Origin of the sequence: Pleurocapsa minor HA4230-MV1 (assembly GCA_019359095.1) — a bacterium.
Lineage (GTDB): Bacteria > Cyanobacteriota > Cyanobacteriia > Cyanobacteriales > Xenococcaceae > Waterburya > Waterburya minor.
Genome location: JAHHHZ010000019.1, coordinates 127,246 through 152,158, shown reverse-complemented (window position 1 = coordinate 152,158; position 24,913 = coordinate 127,246). Strand labels below are relative to the sequence as shown.

32 protein-coding genes are annotated in these 24,913 nt (G+C 41.9%); 20 read left to right on the top strand and 12 right to left on the bottom strand.

Annotated features, from left to right (window positions below):
• Positions 1-11 precede the first annotated feature (11 nt).
• The 3 genes from KME09_09875 to KME09_09865 all read left to right on the top strand — a co-directional run bounded on the left by KME09_09875 (position 12) and on the right by KME09_09865 (position 3,135).
• Positions 12-1,055 (top strand): DUF3326 domain-containing protein, encoded by a 1,044-nt coding sequence (locus KME09_09875; GenBank protein ID MBW4534232.1) that lies wholly within the window; start codon positions 12-14, stop codon positions 1,053-1,055.
• Positions 1,056-1,120: 65 nt separating this feature from the next.
• A complete protein-coding gene (locus KME09_09870) occupies positions 1,121-1,663 on the top strand; it encodes a CPBP family intramembrane metalloprotease (GenBank protein ID MBW4534231.1) in 543 nt (180 codons plus the stop codon).
• Positions 1,664-1,686: 23 nt separating this feature from the next.
• Positions 1,687-3,135, top strand: coding sequence for a glycosyltransferase family 39 protein (locus KME09_09865; protein ID MBW4534230.1), 1,449 nt, complete (start codon positions 1,687-1,689; stop codon positions 3,133-3,135).
• Positions 3,136-3,231: 96 nt separating this feature from the next.
• Here the strand turns inward: KME09_09865 and KME09_09860 are convergent, their stop codons facing one another.
• Positions 3,232-3,864: a hypothetical protein gene (locus tag KME09_09860; GenBank protein MBW4534229.1), complete on the bottom strand. Its 633-nt coding sequence runs from the start codon at positions 3,862-3,864 to the stop codon at positions 3,232-3,234.
• Positions 3,865-3,943: 79 nt separating this feature from the next.
• Positions 3,944-5,167: a tyrosine--tRNA ligase gene (locus KME09_09855; GenBank protein ID MBW4534228.1), complete on the bottom strand. Its 1,224-nt coding sequence runs from the start codon at positions 5,165-5,167 to the stop codon at positions 3,944-3,946.
• A 216-nt stretch (positions 5,168-5,383) separates the two neighbouring features.
• Between KME09_09855 and KME09_09850 the strand changes: the two genes are divergently transcribed.
• Entirely contained in the window at positions 5,384-5,959 is a 576-nt protein-coding gene (locus KME09_09850; GenBank protein ID MBW4534227.1) for a metal-binding protein, read from the top strand.
• Positions 5,960-6,178: 219 nt separating this feature from the next.
• Here KME09_09850 and KME09_09845 read toward each other — a convergent pair whose 3' ends face one another.
• Positions 6,179-6,415, bottom strand: a complete 237-nt coding sequence (locus KME09_09845) for a hypothetical protein (protein MBW4534226.1) — start codon at positions 6,413-6,415, stop codon at positions 6,179-6,181.
• 63 nt (positions 6,416-6,478) lie between these two features.
• Here KME09_09845 and recJ point away from each other — a divergent pair, with 63 nt between their 5' ends.
• Together recJ and KME09_09835 are read left to right on the top strand one after the other, a co-directional pair.
• Positions 6,479-8,587 (top strand): single-stranded-DNA-specific exonuclease RecJ, encoded by a 2,109-nt coding sequence (gene recJ, locus KME09_09840; protein MBW4534225.1) that lies wholly within the window; start codon positions 6,479-6,481, stop codon positions 8,585-8,587.
• Between the two features lie 137 nt (positions 8,588-8,724).
• Positions 8,725-8,985, top strand: a complete 261-nt coding sequence (locus KME09_09835; GenBank protein ID MBW4534224.1) for a hypothetical protein — start codon at positions 8,725-8,727, stop codon at positions 8,983-8,985.
• 30 nt (positions 8,986-9,015) lie between these two features.
• Here the strand turns inward: KME09_09835 and KME09_09830 are convergent, their stop codons facing one another.
• Together KME09_09830 and KME09_09825 are read right to left on the bottom strand one after the other, a co-directional pair.
• On the bottom strand, positions 9,016-9,588 hold the full coding sequence (locus tag KME09_09830) for a peroxiredoxin (GenBank protein ID MBW4534223.1): 573 nt from the start codon (positions 9,586-9,588) through the stop codon (positions 9,016-9,018).
• A gap of 14 nt (positions 9,589-9,602) precedes the next feature.
• Positions 9,603-10,187 (bottom strand): Uma2 family endonuclease, encoded by a 585-nt coding sequence (locus tag KME09_09825; protein ID MBW4534222.1) that lies wholly within the window; start codon positions 10,185-10,187, stop codon positions 9,603-9,605.
• Positions 10,188-10,361: 174 nt separating this feature from the next.
• On the opposite strand from KME09_09825, the gene KME09_09820 reads away from it, so the two are divergent.
• Together KME09_09820 and KME09_09815 are read left to right on the top strand one after the other, a co-directional pair.
• Entirely contained in the window at positions 10,362-10,730 is a 369-nt protein-coding gene (locus tag KME09_09820; protein ID MBW4534221.1) for a hypothetical protein, read from the top strand.
• Between the two features lie 214 nt (positions 10,731-10,944).
• Complete coding sequence (locus KME09_09815; GenBank protein MBW4534220.1) at positions 10,945-11,301, top strand: DUF1664 domain-containing protein; 357 nt, start codon at positions 10,945-10,947, stop codon at positions 11,299-11,301.
• Between the two features lie 37 nt (positions 11,302-11,338).
• On the opposite strand, the gene KME09_09810 is transcribed toward KME09_09815, so the two are convergent.
• Together KME09_09810 and KME09_09805 are read right to left on the bottom strand one after the other, a co-directional pair.
• Positions 11,339-11,578 (bottom strand): hypothetical protein, encoded by a 240-nt coding sequence (locus KME09_09810; GenBank protein MBW4534219.1) that lies wholly within the window; start codon positions 11,576-11,578, stop codon positions 11,339-11,341.
• Between the two features lie 115 nt (positions 11,579-11,693).
• Positions 11,694-13,748 (bottom strand): thioredoxin domain-containing protein, encoded by a 2,055-nt coding sequence (locus KME09_09805; GenBank protein MBW4534218.1) that lies wholly within the window; start codon positions 13,746-13,748, stop codon positions 11,694-11,696.
• A gap of 239 nt (positions 13,749-13,987) precedes the next feature.
• Between KME09_09805 and ruvA the strand changes: the two genes are divergently transcribed.
• On the top strand, positions 13,988-14,629 hold the full coding sequence (gene ruvA / locus KME09_09800; protein MBW4534217.1) for a Holliday junction branch migration protein RuvA: 642 nt from the start codon (positions 13,988-13,990) through the stop codon (positions 14,627-14,629).
• A gap of 581 nt (positions 14,630-15,210) precedes the next feature.
• Here the strand turns inward: ruvA and KME09_09795 are convergent.
• Positions 15,211-16,074 carry a transposase gene (locus KME09_09795; protein ID MBW4534216.1) on the bottom strand — a complete coding sequence of 288 codons (864 nt, stop codon included), beginning with the start codon at positions 16,072-16,074 and terminating at the stop codon, positions 15,211-15,213.
• 104 nt (positions 16,075-16,178) lie between these two features.
• On the opposite strand from KME09_09795, the gene KME09_09790 reads away from it, so the two are divergent.
• Both KME09_09790 and KME09_09785 read left to right on the top strand, forming a co-directional pair.
• Positions 16,179-16,637: a sulfotransferase domain-containing protein gene (locus KME09_09790; GenBank protein ID MBW4534215.1), complete on the top strand. Its 459-nt coding sequence runs from the start codon at positions 16,179-16,181 to the stop codon at positions 16,635-16,637.
• Between the two features lie 11 nt (positions 16,638-16,648).
• Positions 16,649-17,065: an alpha/beta fold hydrolase gene (locus KME09_09785; protein ID MBW4534214.1), complete on the top strand. Its 417-nt coding sequence runs from the start codon at positions 16,649-16,651 to the stop codon at positions 17,063-17,065.
• Between the two features lie 436 nt (positions 17,066-17,501).
• Here KME09_09785 and KME09_09780 read toward each other — a convergent pair whose 3' ends face one another.
• On the bottom strand, positions 17,502-17,747 hold the full coding sequence (locus tag KME09_09780) for a hypothetical protein (protein ID MBW4534213.1): 246 nt from the start codon (positions 17,745-17,747) through the stop codon (positions 17,502-17,504).
• Between the two features lie 257 nt (positions 17,748-18,004).
• Here KME09_09780 and KME09_09775 point away from each other — a divergent pair, with 257 nt between their 5' ends.
• Positions 18,005-18,403, top strand: a complete 399-nt coding sequence (locus KME09_09775; protein MBW4534212.1) for a hypothetical protein — start codon at positions 18,005-18,007, stop codon at positions 18,401-18,403.
• Positions 18,404-18,557: 154 nt separating this feature from the next.
• Here the strand turns inward: KME09_09775 and KME09_09770 are convergent, their stop codons facing one another.
• Both KME09_09770 and KME09_09765 read right to left on the bottom strand, forming a co-directional pair.
• Positions 18,558-19,259, bottom strand: a complete 702-nt coding sequence (locus tag KME09_09770) for a type 1 glutamine amidotransferase (protein MBW4534211.1) — start codon at positions 19,257-19,259, stop codon at positions 18,558-18,560.
• Positions 19,256-19,891 (bottom strand): XRE family transcriptional regulator, encoded by a 636-nt coding sequence (locus KME09_09765; protein MBW4534210.1) that lies wholly within the window; start codon positions 19,889-19,891, stop codon positions 19,256-19,258. The genes KME09_09770 and KME09_09765 overlap by 4 nt, the downstream gene beginning before the upstream one ends.
• A 346-nt stretch (positions 19,892-20,237) precedes the next feature.
• Between KME09_09765 and KME09_09760 the strand changes: the two genes are divergently transcribed.
• From KME09_09760 to KME09_09725, 8 genes are all read left to right on the top strand, one after another.
• Positions 20,238-20,525, top strand: coding sequence for a hypothetical protein (locus KME09_09760; GenBank protein ID MBW4534209.1), 288 nt, complete (start codon positions 20,238-20,240; stop codon positions 20,523-20,525).
• Positions 20,519-20,758, top strand: coding sequence for a hypothetical protein (locus KME09_09755; protein MBW4534208.1), 240 nt, complete (start codon positions 20,519-20,521; stop codon positions 20,756-20,758). Before KME09_09760 ends, KME09_09755 begins: the two co-directional genes overlap by 7 nt.
• 194 nt (positions 20,759-20,952) lie before the next feature.
• Entirely contained in the window at positions 20,953-21,708 is a 756-nt protein-coding gene (locus KME09_09750) for an SDR family oxidoreductase (GenBank protein ID MBW4534207.1), read from the top strand.
• Positions 21,709-21,864: 156 nt separating this feature from the next.
• A complete protein-coding gene (locus KME09_09745) occupies positions 21,865-22,572 on the top strand; it encodes a class I SAM-dependent methyltransferase (protein ID MBW4534206.1) in 708 nt (235 codons plus the stop codon).
• Between the two features lie 45 nt (positions 22,573-22,617).
• Entirely contained in the window at positions 22,618-22,764 is a 147-nt protein-coding gene (locus KME09_09740) for an aldehyde dehydrogenase family protein (GenBank protein MBW4534205.1), read from the top strand.
• 9 nt (positions 22,765-22,773) lie between these two features.
• Positions 22,774-22,923, top strand: coding sequence for an aldehyde dehydrogenase family protein (locus KME09_09735; GenBank protein MBW4534204.1), 150 nt, complete (start codon positions 22,774-22,776; stop codon positions 22,921-22,923).
• 64 nt (positions 22,924-22,987) lie between these two features.
• Entirely contained in the window at positions 22,988-23,347 is a 360-nt protein-coding gene (locus tag KME09_09730) for a nuclear transport factor 2 family protein (protein MBW4534203.1), read from the top strand.
• A 69-nt stretch (positions 23,348-23,416) separates the two neighbouring features.
• Positions 23,417-23,572 carry an SDR family oxidoreductase gene (locus tag KME09_09725; GenBank protein MBW4534202.1) on the top strand — a complete coding sequence of 52 codons (156 nt, stop codon included), beginning with the start codon at positions 23,417-23,419 and terminating at the stop codon, positions 23,570-23,572.
• Positions 23,573-23,912: 340 nt separating this feature from the next.
• Here KME09_09725 and KME09_09720 read toward each other — a convergent pair whose 3' ends face one another.
• A complete protein-coding gene (locus tag KME09_09720; GenBank protein MBW4534201.1) occupies positions 23,913-24,623 on the bottom strand; it encodes a hypothetical protein in 711 nt (236 codons plus the stop codon).
• Positions 24,624-24,913 lie beyond the last annotated feature (290 nt).

Here is a 24,913-nt window from a genome sequence, read left to right as displayed (position 1 = left end):
TGGCAAATCAGATCATGTCCCCCTTTACGGTTGTGCTAATTGTTCCTACAGGGATTGGTGCGGCTATCGGTGGTTACGCGGGTGATGCCCTTCCCGTTGCCAGAGCGATCGCCCAAATTAGCGATCGCCTAATTACTCATCCTAACGTTCTCAATGGCGCACAGCTTTATTGGCCTTTGGATAATACTTACTATGTCGAAGGTTATGGGTTAGATCGTTTTGCTGCCCAAGACTGGGGTTTACGCCCTGTAAGACAAAACAAAATCGGTTTGCTGTTAGATAGCGCAATTGAACCAGAATTACGTCTTAGGCATCTCCAGGCAGCAGATGCGACCAGAGCAACGTTAGGGCTGGATTTAACCGACTATGTAGTAACTGATGCTCCTTTAGAGGTAGAACTACGTACTGCGGATTCTGGAGCAAGTTGGGGAACAATTGGTAATCCTGGCAGCCTACTCCGAGCAGCAGAGAAGCTAATTAAGCAAGGAGGGGCAGAAGCGATCGCCGTAGTTGCTCGTTTTCCCGATGATACGAGTGAGTCACTCCAAAATTACCGTCATGGTTCAGGAGTAGATCATCTAGCTGGTGCAGAAGCGGTTATTTCTCATTTAATTGTGCGTCAGTTTCAAATTCCTGCTGCCCATGCACCTGCCTTACTACCCTTAGCAATTGACCCAGAAGTGTCTCCCCGCGCTGCTGCGGAAGAGTTGGGCTATACCTTTCTCCCCTGCGTGTTGGTGGGCTTGAGTCGCGCACCCCAGTTTATTACTACAACCTCTAACTCCCATGATGTCATTTGGTCTGATGAGGTAGATATGGTGGTAGTACCATATAGTTCTTGTGGTGGGAGTGCTATTCTCAGCTTGGCCGAGCAAGCAGAAATTATTGCTGTGACTAATAATACAACTAAAATTCAAGTGACTCCCGAACCATTAGGCATCAAGATAACGAAAGTTAATTCTTATCTAGAAGCTTTAGGCGCGATCGCTGCTCGTCGTGCGGGAATCGACTTTCGCGTTTTAAATCCTGCTATATCTAATCTTCAAAGCTTATAAAAACTGTGGTAAACCCCAAAACTCCCGAACTAGAACCCCTGAGTCGTAACCAGATCCTGATCTTTATGGGCATTACCGCCATTTTCTTATTGGCGATCGCTAAAATCTGGCAAAAGTTAGGGGGAGTGCAGCTATTATCGTTTCAGTTTAGTCCTCAAGCTCTATTGTGGAGTATCGGTTTAGCCCTAGGAATTACTCTAGCCAGTGGTATTGTTTATCGTCTTTGGCCTGCCTATCGTCAGAGCGCCGATTTTTACCTTGAACTAGTAATTAAACCGCTAGAATGGACTGACTTAATTTGGTTAGGATTGTTACCTGGTTTAAGCGAAGAGTTATTGTTTCGCGGGGTGATGTTACCTGCCTTGGGGTTTAATTTAGCTGCGGTAGTGGTTTCGAGCGTTCTGTTTGGAGTTTTACATCTGAGCGGAAATGGACAATGGCCCTATGTGGTGTGGGCAACGATCGTCGGTTTTGCCTTGGGATACTGCGCTTTGGTCACAGGAAACTTAGTAGTTCCCGTCGTTGCTCATATAATTACTAATTTAATATCTGGTTTGGTGTGGAAAATTAACCACAGGGAAAAGCAGCAAACTAATGCTAAAGATTAACTTTGGTAATTGTTAAATATGTAATGAAAAAGCAGTGGACAATTGCTATTTGTCTCTTGTTGATTAGTATTTTAGTTCGTTTTCCTTACTATTTTGTCGATGTTGTCAATTGGGATGAAAGCACCTTTATTTTGATGGGGCAATCTATGCTTGATGGGCATCTTCCCTATACGGAACTTTGGGATATTAAACCACCTCTAGCATTTGCAGCTTACGCCTTGTTTATAGTTTTGTTGGGCAAAAGCATTGTTGCCATTCGCCTTGCTGGGACACTATGCGTATTTCTGACATCCTGGTTTGTTTATTTAATTGGAAAATATCTTGGCAATCGTTCCGCAGGTATATTTGCGGGAATTATGACGATTTTCACGGTAACGGCGATCGATAGCGGACAGGCTACTATGACCGAGCATGTTGCCTGTGTCTTACTTCTAGGGGCGTTAGCTTGGCTCATTACCCATAAAATGACTCCTGGGGCGCTATTTCTTGGGGGCATTTTGCTGACGGGGGCAGCATTAGTCAGACTTAACTTGGCTTACGTGGTAGTTGGGGTCGGAATTTGGCTGCTATACAGTAAATTTAAGCATCATAAGGTAGAGTTTCGAGGCATAATAGCCTATTGTCTTGGTAGCTTTGGCTTAATCTTATTAACTTATCTTCCCTACCTGGTCACGGGAGACAGTTCGATTTGGCTGAATTCAGTGGTGTTAACTCCTTTAAGCTATGCTAGTCATGCTAGTTCAGCAAGACAGATGGAAACAGGGACACAATTGTTAGCTGCTTGCCTAATCTTCTGGATTTTAAATCAGGTTTGGCAAACAACTTCATCGAAGCTTCAGCAAGAATTTAATTTATTGCAGGTATTTTTATTTAGTACAGTAATCTCAATTATTCGAGGTGGAGAATTGTATGAACATTACTGTATTCAAATCTTTCCTCTACTAGCCTTAACTCTTGCTTTATTCTGGACGAGATTACCCAAAATAAGTCGCTTGTTGATAGTGACTTTAGTTGCTTTGGGGTTATTAGCTACAGTTAAGCCGATTTATACTCAATATCAGGTTATTGGCGATCGCTTTAACGCAGGAAAACCTTTAAATTATGGTCTAGCATACGAAATTGCTGACTATTTGCAGCAGAATAATACTGAACAAAAGCCTGTATATATGATGCAGGATCAGCTTGTTTACTGGCTAAGCGATCTTCAACCTCTAAGTAAGGTAGTAACTCATCCTTCTAATCTTTCTAGGGATTATCTCTTTAAATATATCGAGGGTGCAGCAGTTTCTACGGAAGCAGAACTAAGCAAAATATTAGCCAAAAAGCCTAAGTTTATTGTCAGAGGAGGGGAAGATACACCCTACATTGAAGACCATCCTGCGGCGCATTTATTATTAGAACAGGTTTTAGCTCAGGAATACAAGCTAGCTAAAAAAATTGGCGATCGCGAAATATATAGTCGTAGGAAATAGGAAGTAGGAAGTAGGAAGTAGGAAGTGGGTAGTAGGTAGTCCTAAAGGATAAGCTTCGCAAATAGGTAGTAGGAAAAACTTTATTTGAAGCTATTATTATGAACTCGATCTAATTGTATTAGCGCGACAGTCTCTGAGCCATAATTGAACGCCACGACCAATAATGCCGTTAGTTGTTTCTCTTGGTGGTGCAGGCGGACTATCTTGAATATCTTGAAGGGAATTGCCAAAGCGAGAAAATAGCATTACAGTACGCCAACCACTAGGGGTTTGAGTCAAAAATAGCCAGTGATAGGTTTGAATCTCCACTATTTTGCCCTCGATATATTGTCTTTCTAGAACTGTAAAGAAGATTTGTTCAGGATCTTGACCGATTTGGTCATATTTTAGACGAGGCAAGGTTAAGGGTTCAAACTCGGCTTTATTAGCAGTCACAATATAGTTTTCAGTTCCCGCAGCTTGATTAAGGTTTTGAGTTCGTTGGATAACTCGATTGCTATAAGCAGGTAAATCTTTTAACAATAAAGCAGTTAATTCTGGGAGATTATTGGGACAGGTAGAGCTTTTTGGCGTTAAATTTTCTTCTGACTGAGTGGCAACTGGTACAGCTTCAGTTTGATGGCTTAACACAGGCTGCCAAAAAATGATTGATAATCCAGTTATCAAAACACTCAAACGCCATTGCCCAAAATTACAGCGAATTTCAGTTGGATAGAACCCATTACCCATTACCCATTACCCATTACTTCGATAAATTAATGTGTCTAATCAATTGAAAACTGCTGTAAGCTTCACCAATAATAAATACTTAGTCAACTAAGCGAATAAACTTTTTCTTGCCTACCTGTAGCACTTTACCTGTTAAATCTTCAGGGGAATTGAAGGTTAGGTTGACATCAGTTTGGCGATCGCCTTCTAAGCGGACTGCACCCCCTTGAATCTGTCGGCGACCTTCTCCACCGCTTTTACACAAGCCACTCGCACCCAAAATGTAGAACAGTTTGGCAGGAAATTCGACTTTTGATAAGGAATATTCAGCAATATCTTCTCCCGTAGTATTTCCCTGGAGTACTATTTGTTCAGCAGTTTGCTGTGCCTGTAATGCAGCTTCCTTGCCATGAAACTGTGAGGCAACTTCAATCGCCAGTAATTTTTGGGCTTCTCTAGGGTTTTTGGGTATTTCTGTTAGATCGATATTAGTTAAAAGCTCAAAGTAATCCTGAAGCAAATCATCAGGAGTTTTCTCTAGTTTCGAGTACATTGATAGAGCGTCTTCCTGTAGTCCGACGTAGTTATTTAAAGACTTAGACATCTTTTGTACTCCATCAGTACCGAGTAAAATTGGTAGCAGCAAACCAAACTGAGTCTTTTTCTCAAAGTGTCGCTGTAAATCTCGTCCGACAGCAATATTAAATTTTTGGTCAGTACCCCCTAACTCCACATCCGCTTCGACTGCCACAGAATCGTATCCCTGCATCAAAGGATATAAAAACTCATGGAGAAAAATTGGTTTTGACTGGCTATAGCGTTCGGCAAAACCTTCTTTGGCTAACATTTGTCCTACGGTCATTGTTGCCAGTAACTGTTGGATCTGAGCTAAGTCTAATTTACTTAACCACTCGGAGTTATAGCGAATTTCCAAGCGTCCTGGAGTAGCAAAATCCAAGATTGGTTTCAACTGATCGAGGTAGCTTTGCGCATTCGCCTTGACCTGTTCTGGGGTTAATTGACGACGCACCTCAGACTTGCCTGTAGGATCGCCAATTTGGGCGGTAAAATCGCCAATAATCACTACTGCGGTATGTCCTGCATCTTGAAAAGCCCGTAACTTACGAAAAGGTATACTATGACCCAGATGAATATCTGTGCCTGTGGGGTCGATACCTAGCTTGATTCTTAAAGGGCGATCGCTTTGAATAATACGCTGACTCAAGTTTTCAGCTATATCCTCTGAATCTGGGCGATCGGGAAAAATCTCGCTCGTACCTCGATGTAGCCAATCTAAACTATTACCCTCAGTTGAATCAGACATTACCCAATCACCCGTTGAAGAATTCACTCTAGTAAGATTACCAAAGTATCAAACTCTTTGCGCTAAAATCTCTTGCTTCAAAACATTATTCTGGTATGAGCAAGTCATTGTCTTGTTTTTATCCCCACTTTTCACTGACCACTGTCCATTTTGGGAAAAGTCCCTTATCCTGACAACATACTTATGTAAAGTTAATTGCCCACTGCTCACTGAATTATGCCTTCAGGAATCGTACACGATCGCATTACTATTCGGCTATTACCCTGGGTAGGAGGAATTACCTACGGCACAACCCGCAGCGCCGAACTAACCTTAATTTTAGCTTGTGGATATTTATTTAGCGGTCTGATGTTTGGCCCCGATCTCGATATTCATTCGCTGCAATACAAGCGTTGGGGTTTAATTCGCGGTATTTGGCTTCCCTATCGTAAATTCTTTCGTCATCGTTCCATCTTTTCCCACGGGTTAATTATCGGTACTTGTGTACGGTTGATCTATCTATTCTTTTTTATTACCCTGATTAGCACTTTAGGCGTGGCGATCGCTCAACTTTGTTTGGGCTTTACCTGGAATTGGCAGGTTTTTGTGCGAGGTCAACTAAATTTATTAATTAATAAATATCCTAGGGAAACAATAGCACTTTTAATTGGTTTGGAAATTGGTGCGATGAGCCATAGCATCAGTGACTGGATCAATTCTCAACGGAAGCGACGTTTGAAAAATAAACTCAGCAAAGTGCAGACCAAACCTCAAAACTTAAGTCAAGCGAGAATTTACCAAAAGAAAAAGTAATGCTAAATCCTTTTGGTATACAACACATTTAAAAGTTGAGCAAAGGTAATCTTAAGTACGGATGAACAGTTGAATTAAACTGCTCTAGTCATCGGCCACCAATGATAGCAAGTTAATCCTTTGACCAAATCTTTTTGTTTTAATAATTTTTGACACCGAATCACTAGTAACTCTTCTAACTCAGATAGCGATCGCGGACTATGATTAGCAACGACTTCATTATTCCATTTGCTTGAGGTATTCCCATCCCCTCATTCGACTAACTTTCTTGCCTGTTACTACACTCATCCATTCGGCAACCTTTCGACCGTTCCACAGTCCTCCATCAGCAGCAGGATTAGTCAACACCTGATGTAATTGCGCTTGCTGTACATCATTGAGCAACGGCTCTTTGCCTTTATTTGAAGCTCGTAAATTTCCCAATCCCTTTTCTCCTTCTTGATTCTTTATGCCCACCTAATCAGTAATCACCAAGATTGCTATACTCTTGATTGCCCATGTAGATTTTTAATTCTCATAATGAGCGATCGCCAAATCGAGCAAGATCTTGCCCCTACTCGTAAACTTCTGCCTAACCAAAGATGGCAGATTGCCCCACCACAAGCCGAAAAAGCTCAAGAATTAAGTCTCGCTACTGGTTTATTACCTTTAGTGGCACAAGTGATGATCAACCGTGATATTGCTACGGCTGAAGGCGCTCATGCTTATATCGAGCCAGAATCGCAGAATTTACCCTCTCCCTTAGATGAATTTACCGATTTAGCCATCAGCGTCGAGTTAATTAAAAATGCGATCGCCGATGAAGAAGCGATCGCTATTTGTGGGGATTATGATGCAGACGGCATGACTAGCACTGCTTTACTGTTACGTGCTTTAAAACATCTGGGGGCAAACGTTAATTATGCAATTCCCAGTCGGATGAAAGACGGTTATGGCATTAATAATCGCATTGTTGAAGAGTTTGCCGAAAATGGCGTAGGTTTGATTCTGACGGTAGATAACGGGATTTCTGCCTATGAACCCGTAGCAAGAGCTATAGAGCTTGGTTTAAGCGTCATTATCACCGATCATCACGACTTACCAGAAAAACTTCCCCCCGCCGATGCCATCCTTAATCCGAAGTTATTAAGTGATGCTTCTCCCTATAAAGGATTAGCAGGAGTCGGCGTGGCTTATATCTTGGCGATCGCCACCGCTCAAAGTCTAGGCAAACTAAAGGGTTTAACCAATCCGATTATGGAACTATTTACCCTGGGAACAATTGCCGATCTCGCTCCTCTGGTGGGGGTTAATCGTCGCTGGCTCAAACGAGGTTTACGCGCCTTACCTAATTCCCAATTATTAGGGATTCAGGCATTAATCCAGGTGGCAGGAGTTGACGAAGCCCAAAAACAACTCAAACCAGATGATATCGGCTTTCGTTTAGGGCCAAGAATCAATGCTGTGGGGCGAATTGGCGATCCGCAAATGGTAATTGAATTATTAACCACCGATGACCCTGCGATCGCTCTAGAAAGGGCAATGCAGTGTGAGCAGATCAATCAAAAACGCCGTCAACTATGCGAACAAATCGAACAAGAAGCGATCGCGCTGGTAGAAAATACCCCAATTCCCTGGCAAAGCGATCGCCTTTTAGTAGTAGTAGCAGCAGGTTGGCATCATGGTGTGATCGGGATTGTGGCATCTCGCCTGGTGGAACGCTATGGTGTGCCTGTATTTATTGGCACTTACGAAGATCACGAAGAAATAGAAGAAGAAAAAAATAAAGATCGACCTCCCTCCCCCAGAATGATTCGCGGTTCCGCCAGAAGTATTGATGAATTTAATGTATTTGATGCTCTCAACTATTGCAGTGACTTATTAGGTAAATATGGTGGTCATCGTGCAGCAGGCGGGTTTAGTTTCCTCGCGGATAATCTTGACCTCGTAACCAAAAGACTGAGTGAATTCGCTCATAAATGTCTGGAAGTAGAACATCTCAAACCTCTGGTCAAAATAGATGCTCAAGCCAGTTTAGGACAGGTTAATTACGAACTTTATCAGCAGATCGAAAGCTTACAACCTTGGGGAATTGGTAATAGTACCCCCGTATTCTGGACACCTAATGTCAGAGTCATCGAGCAAAGAGCGATCGGTAAAACTCAGACTCATTTAAAGCTAACTCTACAAGAAGCTGGTTCTGCTACCCAAATTAAAGCACTAGCTTGGCGCTGGGGAGAATATTGTCCTCTACCAGAACATTTAGATATTGCCTACAAGCTAAAAGAAAACCATTGGCAAGGCAATACTAATATCGAACTGGAATTAGTAGGAGTCAAACTGTCTCAAGTAAAACCCAGTAAAGCGATCGCTCCTACCAATCAACCCATTAAAAACAGTAAAAACAGTAAAAACAGTAATGTGCAAAAAGCTGTCTTTACTCATAGTGGCAGAATATATGTATGCAGTAAAACTACTAAAGAACTTAGAATCAGGAACGATCGCGGTAATGTCTTAGCGGTTAGTCAAGGCGATCGCACTGGCTTATTAGGTAAATCTAGAGATGTGGCAAAACAGGTAGATGTGACTCAATCACCGTATTTTCAGTTGATTAAAGCAGCGTTAGAGGCGATTAAAAAAGATAACTGAGGTAACTTTAAATTAAATATTCGAGGTGAGATGTAATCACGCTTACCTTTAATCTATCTAATATGCAACTATGTTTTATACGAGTAATATATAATATTAAAAAAAAATATATAAGCTCAGAAAATTAAAACTAGATCATGAAAGAATTATCAGTCTCAGAATCAACAGACTTGATCATGAAAATTATATTAGGAGGTTCAATTCGGAACAAGAGAACTGGCAATGATGAAGCCAAATATAACCCAATCGGTGACAATAGAGGTCAATCTCTAAATGAGAGTAGAGATAAACAAGAACACGCTAAATTACGAGTTATCGAACAGTTATTTGAATGGGAAAAGCAGGGTTACAAGATTGTCAAAGTTGAGGACGCGATCACTAGAGAGCTAGTTGAATAAGTGATCGTCCAAATCCAGACCATCTAAAAATCAATGCGTTGATTTCTCTTTCTTTAACCAATCAATAACATCCTGAGCATTTTGAGCGGGTGGAAAAACTGGATAAAACACTTTGATTATTTTTCCTGCTTGAGCGATTAAAGTTAATCGTTTCATTAGGCGCTTGTTTTCTACTTCAAAAGTTGGCAGATCCAATGCTGTCGTCAATTTAAAATTTAGGTCGCTTAAAAGTTCAAATGGTAAATGAAGGCGTTGTTGTGCTTCTAATTGAGCGGAAGTTTTCTGTGTACTTACTCCGTAGACTTGAGTGTTAAGTGCTTGAAGCTCTTGATAGTGATCTCGAAAACTACATGATTGAGGAGTACATCCTCTAGCGCCAGGAATCAAATCCCAATCTGCGGGGAGTTTGACCCCAGGTTGTCCTGTCATGGGGTAACAGTAAAGTACTATTCTGCCTTTAATCTCGGCGAGATTTATTTGGTTACCAGAAGTAGAGGCAAGGAAGACATGAGGAAGGTTTTTGCCGAAAAGGCGATCGCTTGCTCCATCATCTAATGGTATAGGCAAAGATGGTGGTAATTCAGAGAAATCTTGAGTCATCATTCTCCTCTCTAAAGTTATTCAAAAAATATCTTGGCAAATTCAATTTTTAATTCAAACGGGAAAGATAAAGAAATTACATCTTGAGAATCACCAAAAACTATCTCTTCGTACAAACCATCATTTAGTTCGAGGCAAATAAACTTCTTGTCCTGGGGATCGATAATCCAGTAATAAGTAATACCTCTAGCCGCGTACTCCGATCTTTTATATCGATAATCGCGATCGCGGTTTTTCTTGCCAGGAGAAACCACCTCTACCACCAATAAAGGAGGTGGCATATCCAGAATGATAGTCGAGCGTTTATATGCTGCCAATTCTGCTACACCTTCTGGGGTGAGAACAACTAAATCGGGTACTCTAGCAGTAACTCTACTGCCACTAATAATAATTTCTGCCTTATTAGTAACTTGCTGATAGGGAATAGTCTTGGTAATCTCCGTAATCAAATACATAATGATTTGCAGATTTTGCCAGGATTCTGGAGGCATAGAGCGTATTTGACCGTTTTCTAATTCGTATAGGCTGTCATGGCTAATGTTTGTACAGTTTAGATATTCCTCTAAAGTGTATCGGTGGGACAGTTGTTCGGTAGAAAACATTAGAGCAATTATTATTCAGATAATTTTATTTTACAAAGTCTGTAAATTATTGAATGACAAGGATTATTGTCACACTTTGCATAGCTTAGGCTAACTATAGGCTGTGTGAGTCTAATCGTAGTTTATTTTCAGCATTAAGACGACTCTTGAGAGAGTTCCTTAGAGTTAAACATAATGCTGTTCAAAAAACTATTGCCCCTATCAATTTCTATTATTTTAAGCTGTGGATATGTTCAAGTAGCTCAGGCAAATCTAGCTTGCGAAGACAAATTTTCCTATGCTGCATGTGGTAGTCTGCAAAAAACAGACATAGATCGCCTGAAAAAAGAGTTTTATGAAGCAAAAAAATCTATTACATCTCCTAAACCTGTTTATCTTGGTGATGTACAAGCAATATTAGGATTTCCAGGAGAGCAAACAAAAACTGTAAATAATGGCGCGATTGAACATCGTATCTGGATCGACTCAGATAATTCCAAGCGTCAAGTCAAAGCATCATTTTTAGATCGAGAGTTAGTCGAAATTAAGATCTACGGTTTTTAAATGGTCGTCCCAATTTTCTCAATAAAAAATGTTAGATAGTATTCTCGTATCTACCTTCTTAAAAAGAGATCGTCTGCAACGCGATCGCAGGCGATCTAGTCCCTTAAGATATCTTTTATAACTGAGCGCTCGTCTTACAATATTGGTAGGAGTTTGTAGATGTAGGGTCTAAAAACTCCAAAGATCATTGATAACCTCAATTCTGATTATACCAATGACAACCACAAACAACATTGAAATTCAAGAGTTAAAACAATTCATCAGCGATCGCTTCAATCAATTAGATCGTAAGTTTGATGAAACTAAATCAGAACTCAAACAAGATCTAAATAATACCAAAAGTGAATTAAAACAAGATATTAGCGAGCTTAAAGGCGATCTTAAAGCTCTCCATGTCGAAGTAAAAGGTTTAGAGAAACGTCTTTCCAATGTCGAAATTTCTGCTAACAAAATTCCTGAGATTACTGAGAAATTTGGCGAATTGAAAAACTGGAGACAAACCGCTTTTGTGATTATTGCAGGTGTTGTCAGTGCCTTTCTTGGCTGGCTAGCTAGAGGCAGTAAAGTTTAAATTTCCTTATCTGATAACTTTTACGTAACGTCAGTTACTAACTATAATTACGATTGTTAATATTGTCCGTCAAATTGTCTATTTTATCCGAGAGTCTATCTAGTTTATAATCGCTCTCAATGTGATTTTGGGCTAATTTTTCCAGCTTGAGATCGCTTTTAAGCTGTTGTTCGGCAACACGATCTAATTTCTCCTGAAGACGCAAATCTCTATCTTGAATATTTCGCTGAACAGCAAGCATACCCTCAATAATTTTTTGTATCTCCTCAAAAGTCATTTTAGTAACCTTTTAATAGTATATGTACGGCTAATTTTAGCTAATTTTAACAGAGGACTTTACTAACTATGATTGCGATGGCCTATGTCGGTCTATATTGGTGTTCCATATTTTTTCAGTTTTGATTTACCTGATTGATTTGCTCTAATATTTGCTCCATAGTAGTTGCAGGCTCTAAACAAGATGAACTGGTGCAGACTAGAGCAATACTATTTGCTGGTAATTCCGCTTCAACTCTGTAGACGGTGGTAGGTAGGTAATGAGAACTTAATTGTTCTATCTGTTCTCTGGTGGTTTTAACACTTGTACCATGCAGCCACCAATCTAAGGCGGTGAATAGACTAGGACAGGCTGTAGGCGATTTTTCCATGACTAAACTAAATGCCTGGAGTCCTTGCAGTGCTTGTTCTCGATATTCTAAATTGTCGGTTAATAAAGACAGACGAACTAAATTAGCGATCGCAATACCATTAGCAGCAGGAGTAGCATTATCCATGTAACTACGTTCTCTGACCAACAACTCTTTCCCTGCATCGGTAGAATTATTGTAGTAACCCCCCTGTTCGATACTCCAGAGTAAATCATCAAATTCCCCTTGAATTCTTAAGGCGTGTTCTAACCACTGGGGATCTTCTGGACAAGCAGCCTGAAGATCTAATAAAGCTTTAATCAATAAGGCATAGTCTTCTGACTGAGCGGGTACTGTCGCCACACCATCATAGTTTAGCCGTTGTAATCTACCGTCTAGCCACTGGTTTTGCAGGATAAACTGAATTGCCTGAGTAGCTAAATCTAAATAAGATTGTGATTTAAATACACCGTAGGCTCTAGCCAATCCTGAGATCATCAGACTATTCCAAGCTGCGATCGCTTTCGTGTCGGTAACAGGAGGAATACGTCCTAACCAGTTGTTGGTTTTGGCTTCTTGGTTATTTTTCGCTGGAGGAAAGATCGCTATTTCGCTTGCAGGTTGTCCGTAACGTACCGTGAATAGTTTACCTAATGCCTGTTCCAGACTATCTGCTAATTTTGACTCGGATAAGCGTTGTAGGACGTTCTTGCCTTCAAAGTTTCCCGTTGGGGTAACTGTAAATTCTTGCTGTAATTCGGCTAATTCTGTAGCGCTGAGTAAAGATTCTAATTCTTGATAGCTCCAAACATAAAAATCGCCTTCTTCTGGCTCAACTGCTTCTGGAGTAGTAAAATTATCGGCATCTTGAGCAGCATAAAAATAACCTTGGGGATGAGTCATTTCTCGCTTGAGCCATTGCACTGTGACCGCGATCGCTCTTTCAATGGCGGGTTGCTGTACTCCACTACTCCATAAATTAGCCAAATACTCGATAATTTGACCATTATCGTAGAGCATTTTTTCAAAATGAGGTACTGTCCAAGTATTATCTACGGTATAGCGATGAAATCCCCCTGCTACATGGTCGTATATCCCCCCTGTGACTAAATCTAAACCGCGTTGTTGGGATAATGCTTGAGTATTGTAATCATATTCTTGATTTAATCTACTACCTTGTAAAGCGATCGCCGCGTAAGGAATCATCGGGAAACTGGGACGACCAAAATCATTTGGTTGAATCGCTGCGGTATTAGCATTTATACCCTGGTTAAGTAATTCTCGGTCTAAACTTGCCTCTCGATTAGCAGGTAGAGTTGCCGATTGCTGAAGATTACTGAGGATTTCGCTTTTAAAAGCCAGCAACTTGGCTGGTTCTTGGTCATAAAAACGGCGTATGGACTGAAGCATTTCTAAAAATCCAGGACGACCATATTTTGGCTCAACAGGAAAATAAGTACCGCCGTAAAAAGGCACTAGATCTTCAGGGTTTAAAAAGATATTTAACGGCCAACCCCCTTGTCCAGTCATCATTTGCAACGCTTGCATATAAATGCTGTCAATGTCTGGTCTTTCTTCGCGGTCTACTTTAATCGGCAGAAAGTTATTATTGAGATAATCGGCGATCGCCTGGTTAGAAAATGCTTCTCCTTCCATTACCGTACACCAGTGACAGCTAGAGTAACCAATAGAAAGGAAAATTGGCTTATTGTCTCGTTTTGCTTCTTCCAAAGCTGATTCACACCAATACCACCAGTTAATTGGATTATCAACGTGCTTCTGTAGGTAAAGACTTTGGGTTGATTGTAGATGATTAGGCATATTGGGTTTAATGTGAATTGGCTAGCAGTAGAGTTTGTTTTTAGTTTTCAAATCTTTTTACTGATTTTATTGTGTCGTGAAAGTCAGGAAATAGAAATTGCTTTAAACTACAGATGGCTAAAAGCTAAGAGCTAAGAGCTAAGAGCTAAAAGCTAATTCAACCCAGACGTTTTAATAATAGGCAATAATTTGCAAAATAAGAATCAGTCAATTAATTTTAGCTATACCGAGTCACTTTAATGATTAGTTACCTCAAGGGTACGAAAGTAGAAATTACTAAAACAACTCAAAATCGCCTGTTTTTGATTTTGGATGTGAACAATATTGGTTATGAGATGCAGATCTCGACACGCTTTGCCCAGAAACTAGATGGGTCAGCAGATGAGCCAATTCAAGTATTTACCCATCTCCAGATTCAGGAAGACAAGCAAATTCTTTATGGTTTCCCTACCGCAGCGGAAAGAGATTTATTTCGCCAGTTAACCGCAGTGAGCGGGATTGGAATGCAGTTGGCGATCGCCCTGATTGATACTTTGGGCATTTCAGATCTAGTTGGGGCAATTGTTACTAGTAATATACCTGCTTTAACCAAAACCCCTGGTGTGGGCAAGAAAACCGCCGAAAGAATTGCCTTAGAATTAAAAACCAAACTAGCCCAATGGCGGAAAATATCGGGCATGGAAATTAAACAACCTGAAGCAGTCTTTTCTCCCCAACCTGAGATCAAAGAAGATCTAGAGATGACGTTGTTAGCTTTGGGCTACACCAATGAGGAAATAGAGCAGGTTATTGCTGCCTTAAGCCAAGATAATTTACTACTTAAAAATCCTAATGTGGAAGAATGGATTAGAAGTGCGATCGCCTGGTTGAGTGGAGAGTAATTGATCACTAGTACCTTGTTTTTTCACAGTATCAAACTGTTGAGAATTTAAAGATTGTTTAACTTGTTGATTTTCATCCTATTTCAGGGAACTTTATCAATATAGTTGATTATGATTAGAATCGCTAAGAAAAAACCAAGGTATGAAAATTCCTGATTGCGATGTGTGATACACCGACTTTGCCCATTTCTGCCTATTTTACTCTCACGATTATTCTTGGTCTGGTTTTGAATTCCAACTTTAGTTTGAGTCAACCTTCCATCGATTGATAGACTGATTCATCAATCGCTTTACTGAGTAGAAGTTTCAACTCTCAGTGGGCGATAAATTAGAGTCAATTTTATATATTGAATTTATGCAAACACTGATAGCGATTTAGTTACAAGAACTAAGTTTGCTTTACCTAGATCGCAGAAAGAGGATTGTATGGCGAGTGCTTGCGATCGCGATACAATCCCTTAGAGGTATTATAATGAGCCAAGACCGAAGCACTTTGTTATTCGTTCCAGCTTCAATACAAGATCGCATACAAGGTGAGCTGAGTGCCACCGTGGTACCTTACAAGGGTAGGTTTTTTACAATCAGGAAGAATTAGAAAAAGCTAAATCGTTGAAATAACTCAGAGGTAAAGGAAACAAACGACCAAAACTGATAGATTGACCGTTGAGTCCTAAAGGATAACGCTTCGCATATAATTGCGCTACTACAGTTAACAAACCATTAAGAAAACAAGATATTTGACGAGTAGGAGTAGATTGAGATGATGAAAAGCGATCGCTAATTAATGGCTCATTACTAGAAATTTCTGGTTCGCCACCGAGTGTAACCATCCATAGCAAAGCAACTGCCATAGCTAGCCCATGATGCTCCGCTGGGTCTGGGTTTCTCAGACGAGTTTTGTGCCATTGCCAACCATCACTTTTAACATCTCGATAAGAGCATTCAATCCAAGAGCGAAATCCATAGCAACCAATATCAGCATCAAGTGGGTTCAAATCAGTCAGAATTAGCCAGGGGTCAGTATAACCATCATCCCATCGAGCCAAAAGAGTAGAATCAATGGGATTAGTTTTAAAACAAGTTACTTGTCCTGACCAACTCATACCAGTAGAAGGAACTACTGTAGCCAAAGGCTGCCATGAAAATGACTTTGCTAGTCGGTAGTGACCTTGATGATTGATTCTCAAAAATGGATGCCAGCCTAATTCCACAATCTTTTTATATAGCCAATCGGCATATAATCCTCTGTCTGCACTAACTATTACATTGTCTTGTTCAGTGTTAATTTTGGCAATTAGATGAGAAACTCTTGTCAGACTGCTTGATTGGGTCATAACCATTCCAAAACTCCATGTTGCTAATCCATTAACTTGCGGTAGGCTCAAATGAGGAAATCTACAACTAACAATTTGTTTCCAATCTTTGAGATGTTGATTTAATTTCATCTGTGTGAGGTTGTTTTTGGTTCTGACTCTACTCATACACTCTTTTTGAGTCCTTACTCACACCTTGGTAAAAAACCTACCCTTGTAAGCGGGTAGGGCCTCCCATTGAGAAGCCACCTGCATCAGTTCAGCAATACTTTCATGACTGGCTGGAGCAAGATGGATACCCCTTTTATTCTCTTTGGGACAACGTTCGGTCTTGGTGGAAGATTAGACACCTGCCGAATGTTCTATTAGTTCATTTCGCGAAGCTCAAGCAGGATCTGCCCCAGCAGATTCAGCGGATTACTGAGTTTTTAGAAATCCCCATTGATAAATCCCAGTGGGAGACAATTCTCGAACATTGTAGCTTCAATTATATGAAGCAGCACGCAGATAAAAGTACTCCACTTGGTGGCATCGTCTGGGAGGGAGGTGCTGAAACGTTTATCTACAAGGGGACAAATGGTCGCTGGCACGACATCCTGACTGCTGAGGAAAGCCAGCTATACGAGCAAATTGCCAAAGAACGATTGGGAGAAGTGTGTGCCTACTGGTTGGCTACAGGGGAGTTACTCGGTTAGTCTAACTGCTCATGCCCGCAAGCATTCAAATCAGGGTCAGCGAGCATTGGAATGATGAGCGATCGAAAGCTATCTTACTCATTCATGGTGCGTGGCACTCATCGCTACATTGGAATAAAGTATCCAGTTTACTTACAGGTATGGGCCACCATGTTGTTGCGATCGACCTGCCTGGGCATGGACTCAACACCAAGTTTCCTGCCTCATATCTTCAGCAAGATCTAGCTGTGTTCTCAACTGAGGAGTCACCGCTCAAAGCGATCGCCATCACGGATTATGTGAATGCCGCAGTCGAAGCAGTACGTGCCTTGGCTACCGACCGCAAGGTTATTGTTGTAGGTCACAGCATGGGCGGACTTGTAATCACTCAACTGGGTGAAAAGCTGCCAGATCTCATCGACCGACTTGTTTATCAAAAAAGCTTTTAGCTGTCAGCTGCGGACGCTACCGCGTCCCAGTCGTCGTAAGACGACGATCTGCGCGAAGCGCTGCGCTTTTAGCCTTGGTTTAACTTCTAAAAGCGCGATTGGGTTTAAGACCCCACTGTCTTTACGGTGTCTACGATCAGGCATAGTTCAAGACTATGTTTGATCGAGCTAAAAGCTAACGGCTAAGAGCTAATAGCTAGGGCAAAGCCCTTTATCTCAGCGCTTATTGCCCGACAGAACTGCCAAGTCTCCTTGCCTACAATAAACTGTGTGAGGCTGCATCTGCTCAATCGCGTCAAAGCAAGACTATTGTTGGCGATTCTGCCAAAATCGGCGCGGTTCGACTTAATTTGCGATCGACCAACCTAACTTATCTAAAACAGCTTCGCCAAATTTTCTATAACGACGTTCCGATGGAGGGTTTTCTTCCTTATGCTCATAGTCTGACCCCTGACCTACCCTTGAGTCTTTTAGCTGCCGACACCAGGGGAACGCCTAAGCGTTGGGGGCGCGTGCCACGCACATACATCCGCTGCACTGAAGACAATGCTATACCTTTAGCCTTGCAAGACCTGATGATTAGGCAGGCTGATGCTTTGACTCCTGGTAACAAATTCAATGTGCAAACGCTCAACTCTAGCCATTCACCATTTGCCTCACAACCTAAACCGCTGTCCGACATGCTCGACAGGCTACCCTAGCTTAGGTAACGAAGGCATACTTTAAAACTACCGCATTGCCATTACCGTCACAATCAATCCGCTCACGGTAAATAAAAGCGCAATTCCTCGATCGGTTCCCGTCGAATCACACCAAAATAGGCTCGCTAACACCATAAGAATCTAAAAGCATTTAAGCATTGGAACTTCATACACTTTAGAGAAGTTGTGATGGCTCATTCATTCAAACATTCAAAGCGAACAACTGAGGACTTGAACTATGTTAACCACAACCCAAACCACTGAATTTTGCTCTACAGACCTCGACAAAGAGGTTGTTCATTTGCTTGATTATGCAAGAACTAAGCTGCTGACCGAGATACCACGACAGCTAAAAATGACATCCTACCTACGACTCTGTTGCCTTGCCATTGGCAAGCTGCGCCAGAAGCCGGAATTAGCAGGTAAGCCTAGCCTAAACGAGGCATTTGACGATTCCTATTCGCATTTACTGCAAGCACTTTGCGATCGCAATCCTGAATGGTGGAGGCACTGCTGGAGCAGCGAGCGCGGCATACTTAAATCTGATGATCCAACGATCGACAAACTACTACAACCGCTAGAGTATTTCGTCGAAATCTACACTTGCAAGTACTCAAGCAATCAAAAGCTACCTTAAAGGTTGTAATGTTCGATCGAGATTCTAGAGCGATCGCCAATAATTAGTCCCTGCATACCACAAGTAACCGTATTTTAACTTGCCAATACGATCTAAAACGGAGCAGTGGATGGAGAAATTCCGCGATTTAGTCATCCCAGCAGATGCGATCGCCTCAACCTCGATGGTGGCATGAGAGCATTTTAAGGAAACGGTACATAACTCCTTGTATCGTTGCAAAATTCTTATTTGCGGAAAGCATCTCCTCGGAACTCTGAACATACTTCCCTGCAACTAATTCTGATAAATTATTCTCAATCATTTGCTGTACACCTTGGCGATCGACTTCCAAGTGAAATTGCAAGCCAAGCACCTTGTCGCCGTAAAGGAATGCTTGATTGGCACAGCCCTCACTGTAGGCAAGACGGATGGCTTTCTCTGGCAACTCAAACGTATCCCCATGCCAATGAAAAACGGTCAGTTCTGAGGGTAAGAATTCAAGACCTTTGGATTGCTGAACTGCTTCTACTGTTTTGATTGGAAACCATCCAATTTCTTTATGTTCACCTAAATACACTCTTGAACCTAGAGCATCCGCAATCAGTTGTGATCCCAGACAAATACCAAGCACTATTTTATCTTTCGCGATCGCCTGCTTAATCAACTGTTTTTCGGCGATTAGCCAGGGGTACTGATCCTCCTCGTAGATATTCATGGGCCCGCCCAAAACGATCAACCAATCAAAATCATTTACAGTCGGTAAGAAATCGTCCGCATAAAGTTTACTAAAGGATACCGAATAGTTTTGCTCAGTTATCCAAGTCGAAATGCTGCCCAATCCTTCAAAGGGAACATGCTGTAAATAGTGGATTCTCATGATTTCTCGGTAAGGTAACTTTTCAATAAAGACCGTGTGGGGGTACAGGCAACCAGAAGAATCTCAGCGTCTTGCTCTCCAGTCGCAGAGATATCGTGTGGGAGAAACGCATCAAAATGAGCTGCGTCGCGTGGATTGAGTAAAAACTGCTCGCCTACTAGGGTCAGGATTAACTGACCAGAAAGAACATAGAGCCACTCTTCACCGCTATGCTGATAGTGATGTTCTGCTGGTCGATCGATAGGCACGATTACTCTAAGTGGATGCAAATCAGCGAGATGGTTCCCACCAGCCAGGGAAGTGTAGCGCAGCCCATTACCTTCTTGAAGCAGACGATCGCCTGCGCGAATCACAACACCCGTCGAAGCTTTTGGAGCTACTGGCTTTGAGTTTTCTGAAGTTGAGCCAAATAGGTCGGGCAGTGAAACTCCATATACCCGTACCAAGTTAAACAGAACTGCCAGTGAGGGTTGTCGTTCGCCACATTCTAAGCGTGACAAGTATGCCTCAGAAACATCTGCTTGTTCGCTCAGTTCGCTTAAAGTCCAACCCCGTTCAGTTCTTAAAGTGCGTAACTGTTGTCCTAGTTTGGTTAATTCAGACTTGAGAAGGGTCTCGAGCAAATTTTCCATAAGTTTTCTATTGAGCAACTTAATTCATTATATTGCCTATCAGGCAAGTCGATAATTTTTTTTAAAAGATCCTACAGCAGTCATGTGCCATTCATTAAAACTTTTATATGCTTGTATCATTTGTTTTAATTACTCTGGCTTACTGAAGCTCGACGTTGAAGATTAGCTTTAATCGGTAAAACAAATTGCCTGAGTGTCAAGTTATTTGTATACTTTAGGTATCTAACTATTTAGATGCTAACCCCAGGAGCAAGATGGGAGGACACAGATGTTCATAAACCGAGGTTTGAAGAAGTCTTTATCCGCTCTAATGTTGTCGATATTCGTGTTTTACTCGGAGGGCTAAATGGTCGCCCAAATTCTTTCAATTCAGGTTGGACTGCCCAAATTACTTGGTATTGCAAATGCACTAGAACCAATAGATCGTCCCTGGTCTACTGGATTTTTCAAAGAACCAGTTCAAGGAAGGATCTGGCTTGGAAGTACTAACTTAGCTGGAGACGGTCAAGCCGATCTCAAACGTCATGGCGGTGTTGAAAAAGCAGTGCTGGTGTACGCGGCTGAACACTACCCCTCCTGGCGATCGCGCAAGTTCAGGACATTGGACGGACAGGTTGGTATTTCCGTGTGCTGAAAGAAGGCGCGGTTGAGGCAGGGATAAAACTCGTGTTGCGCGATCGCCCCTTTCCACAGTGGACGATCGCACGAGCAAACCAAATCATGCACCACGGTTTGAACAACCGAGAAGCAGCGGTTGAACTGGCAAGTTGTCCCTTGTTAGCACCGAATTGGCAACGCACTTTGCTAAATCGTGCTGCTAAAAATATCAATCCTGATTGCGCCCCTCGACTCTCGGGCGAGAACTAGCAACAACGATCGCGAAAGGAAAAAATTGTGTTGGAGAGCCATCGACGTTTGGACGTTGGAAAATAATACTCAAGCAAGTTCGTGCTTCACCATAAGAATCTGATAAATCGTTGTAAGAATCTGAAAGAAGTTGAAGGTTATTAATCATTACACTCAAATCAATACAACTATTTTCACAAAATAAGGTAAATACGATGATGCTTAAAAATAAAGTTGCTTTAGTTACAGGAGCAACATCAGGAATTGGCAAAGCCACGGCACTCGCGCTCGGTCTTGCTGAGGCAAAAATCGTCTTTTCAGGACGACGTGAACCAGAAGGTAAAGTAACCGAGGCTGAACTTCGCAATGCTGGGGTTGACTGTTTGTTTGTTCGATCTGATGTCTCGAACGAAGCCGAGATTAAAGCACTGGTGCAAACCACTGTGGAAAAGTTTGGGAAACTCGACTGTGCCTTCAATAATGCGGGCATAGAGTCACCTCAAAAACCCCTGCACAAACAATCGAGCGAAGATTTTGACAAACTGATGGCAATTAACGCGCGGGGACTCTTTTTGTGCATGAAATATGAAATCCAGCAGATGTTATCTCAAGGAGCTGGCGCGATCGTCAATACTTCCTCGACAGTAGGGTTAATTGGGTTTCCAGGGGCATCTCCGTATGTCGCGAGTAAACATGCCGTCATGGGACTGACGCGCTCGGCAGCACTTGACTACGCCAAGCAAGGCATTCGGATTAATGCGGTTAATCTTGGTGCTATTGCGACTGAGGGACTCGATCGCATCCTTAACCAGATGGAGATCACGGCTGATGATTTAGCAGCTATAGTGCCGATGGGTCGCATTGCTCAGGCAGAAGAAGTCGCTCAAGCTGTTGTGTTTCTTTGTTCTGATGCTGCCAGCTACATCACTGGACAACCTTTGGTTATTGATGGTGGATACACAACTAGCTAATGAGCGATCGCCTTTTTGGCCGTCGATCATCAAATTCTTTTAAGTAAATGCAGCTAGCACCAGATGTCTAATAATGGGCAAGCAAGGCACGAGAGATCGCAGTAAACAGGTAAAACGCGAACATCGAGCGCATATTTCATTAACTCATTTATTACCATGAACAACCAAGAATCAACCATTGTTTTTGACCGAGAACGCGCTTCCAACTATGACAAGCGATTCGCTAAATTGACTCCGATGCGCAATGGACTCGATCTGTCGATCTCCATGGTGCTTTCTGAACTTCCTGACGAGGCACGAATTCTCTGCGTCGGTGTGGGAACTGGCACGGAATTGATTTACCTAGCTCAACATTTTCCCCAGTGGCAGTTTACTGCGGTAGAGCCTGCGACAGCGATGCTAGACATCTGCCGTCAGAAAGCCGAGGAGTATGGGATCGCATCCCGTTGCACATTTCACGAAGGTTATCTCAATTCACTTCCCGCGTCAGACCCTTTTCATGCTGCAACCTGTCTTTTGGTTTCTCATTTCTTTACCCAGCAGGAGGAACGGCGCAACTTTTTTCGTCAAATTGCTGCACGTCTTCTCCCCGATGGATATTTAGTCAGTTCCGATCTAGCTTCTGATATGTCTAGCTCAGCTTACCAAAGCCTTTTAAAAGTTTGGGTGCGGATGCTGAGATATTCTGAAACGCCTGCCGAGGAAATTGAGAAATTTCTCGCCTCCTATGGGCGGGATGCCGCTATTATACCTCCGCCTGAAGTTGCAGCCATTATTGCATCGAGCGGATTTGACACGCCTGTATTGTTCTTCCAGACCCTTCTCATTCACGCCTGGTATGCCAAACGATCGCATCGGAACTAAAAGCGATCGACATCGGTTTGAAAATCAATTTATGGAGAAAACACGATGACTTCAACTTTCAGTACCACGACTTTACTTCCCACTCCGCCAATTAAGCAAGCCCAACTCTATATCAACGCTAATACGCTGAAAAAAACCACAATGGAATTAGGTGGCAAGTCTGCCAACATTGTCTTTGCGGATGCAGATTGAGAAAGTGCGATCGCCAATGCTTTCTTTGGCATTTTCTACAACAAAGATGTTTCTGTTCCTTTTGGAGGCTACGAAGCATCTGGCTTTGGGCGCGAGAATGGCAAAGAAGTGATGGAGAACTATACACAGACTAAATCCATTTGGATCGATTTAAGCTAGCTGCAAAAAACTGTGAGCTTAACGATAATCGCAATTTCTTTTATCTCACTAGAGGAAACGATCGATGAAATCCAGCCAAAGCATTGTCATAGAGCGACTGCAACAAGCACAAAACGCGCACGACATAGAAGCGTTGTTAGCTTGCTTTGCACCTAACTTTAAAGGCGAGCATCCACTCCATCCCGATCGCGGTTTCCAGAGAATTGAGCATGTCCGTAAGAATTGGTCTACTATTTTCCAAGACATTCGAGACTTTCACTCAGAGTTGCTTCGTTCTTCAGTTGAAAGAAACGCGACTTGGGCTGAGTGGTACTGGTTCGGTACTCGTCCTGACGGTAAGCCGTTTGGTATGCGCGGAGTGACTATTCTTGGGGTACAAGCGGAGCGAATCGAGTGGGCGCGCTTGTATATGAAACCCGTGTAAGTGGATTGTGTTACAAGCTATTTAACGCAAGCGACATAAAAATTTGTTTTACAACAAGAGGTAACTATCATGATACTTTTTGATGATCTAGGGTCTATGGTTCGGATGAATCGCATCGGTCAGCCAAAAGAAATTGCTCAAGCCGTTGTTTTCCCTTGCTCTAATGCTGCTAGCTATCTCACTGGACAACCCTTAGCGATCGATGGTGGATACACAGCCAGCTAATGAGCAATCTACTTTAGCAGATATTGCTTGGCGATCGCAGTTCTGAATCGTTGGTTTCTAAGGGATTGACTGGAATGACATTGAAACAAGAGAAATTGAGGTAAAAAATGATTACAACAACTTGGGATCAGTATTAAAGTATAAATACCACTTCAGTCAAATTCTCCAGTCAGAGTCATTTGACGCAACAGTTTAAGCGAATTACTGGAATGATCCCGAAACAGTTTCGACCTTCATTATAAGAATCTGATAAAAAGTCGTAAAAATCTGAAAGAAGTTAAGCATTGGAACTCATTAAATAGTTCAGAATAGCCGTTAAAAAACAATTGCCAAGTTGTGTCTAATTGCCATAATAAATTGTTTTAAACTCCAAGCGATCGCTCTCTGGACTATAAAGAGTATAAGTAGCCTTTCCTGGTTCTCTCCCCACATTTCCCACGCCGACAACTGTTCTTTGAGGTGCAGTAATAGTTTGAACGGGTTGCTGATGATCTAAAGTCATTACCGAACTATTAACAGAACCCCCTTGTAATTGATATTCAAAGACTCGACCCGAACGACCACAAAAGAGATGATTAGCCTGTACTCTTTGCAAGCGGTCTAATATTTCCCAGGGTTGAGTTTCAGGGGTTAATTCATCACTGGCGCTAACAGTACTTCCATGAATTAACAAACAATCCAATTCAAAAAAACCAAAGTGGCAATTTCTTAACCACTGTACAGTTTCGCGAGATACTGAATCCCAGAGAAGTTTAGCTGTTTCTTTGCCAAAGCGATCGATTAATTCTGCTGGTTCTGCTGTCGAACCTAAACCATGTAAAGCAAAACATTGTTCTTCCCACCAACCAACACAGACTTGGGGTTGTAATTCTCCCAATCTAGGATTTTGGATCCGTTTAATCACTTTTTCGCTTTCTGGGTTCGCTGCCACCAAGTCACCCAAGATGTACAACTCTTCTAAATTTACATTAACTCTTTGCCGTTTGATATCGCTTAATACTGCTTCGTAAGCTGCTAGATTACCTTCAATTCCGCTTAATATTGCCCACATTAGTTTTGAGAATTTTTCAGGTTTTTAAAAATGATAATCATTATTATGGTACGATACGTAGAAATTTAATATTTGCTTAATTTTTTCTGATTTTACTTATGTTGACTCAAGTGTGATGATCTCTGACTATTTCAGCCTCGCAAGTTAATGCTGACTCCGAGAATAGGCATTCTGCTGCCAGTGTTGAGATTATTTCTGTTCAAAATGTCAAAACATTGGGAAACAATTGGGGAACTGCTCTGGCAAGCCTAATTTTAGCGATCGCTCTTTAAGTTAGATTTTTTTCAAAA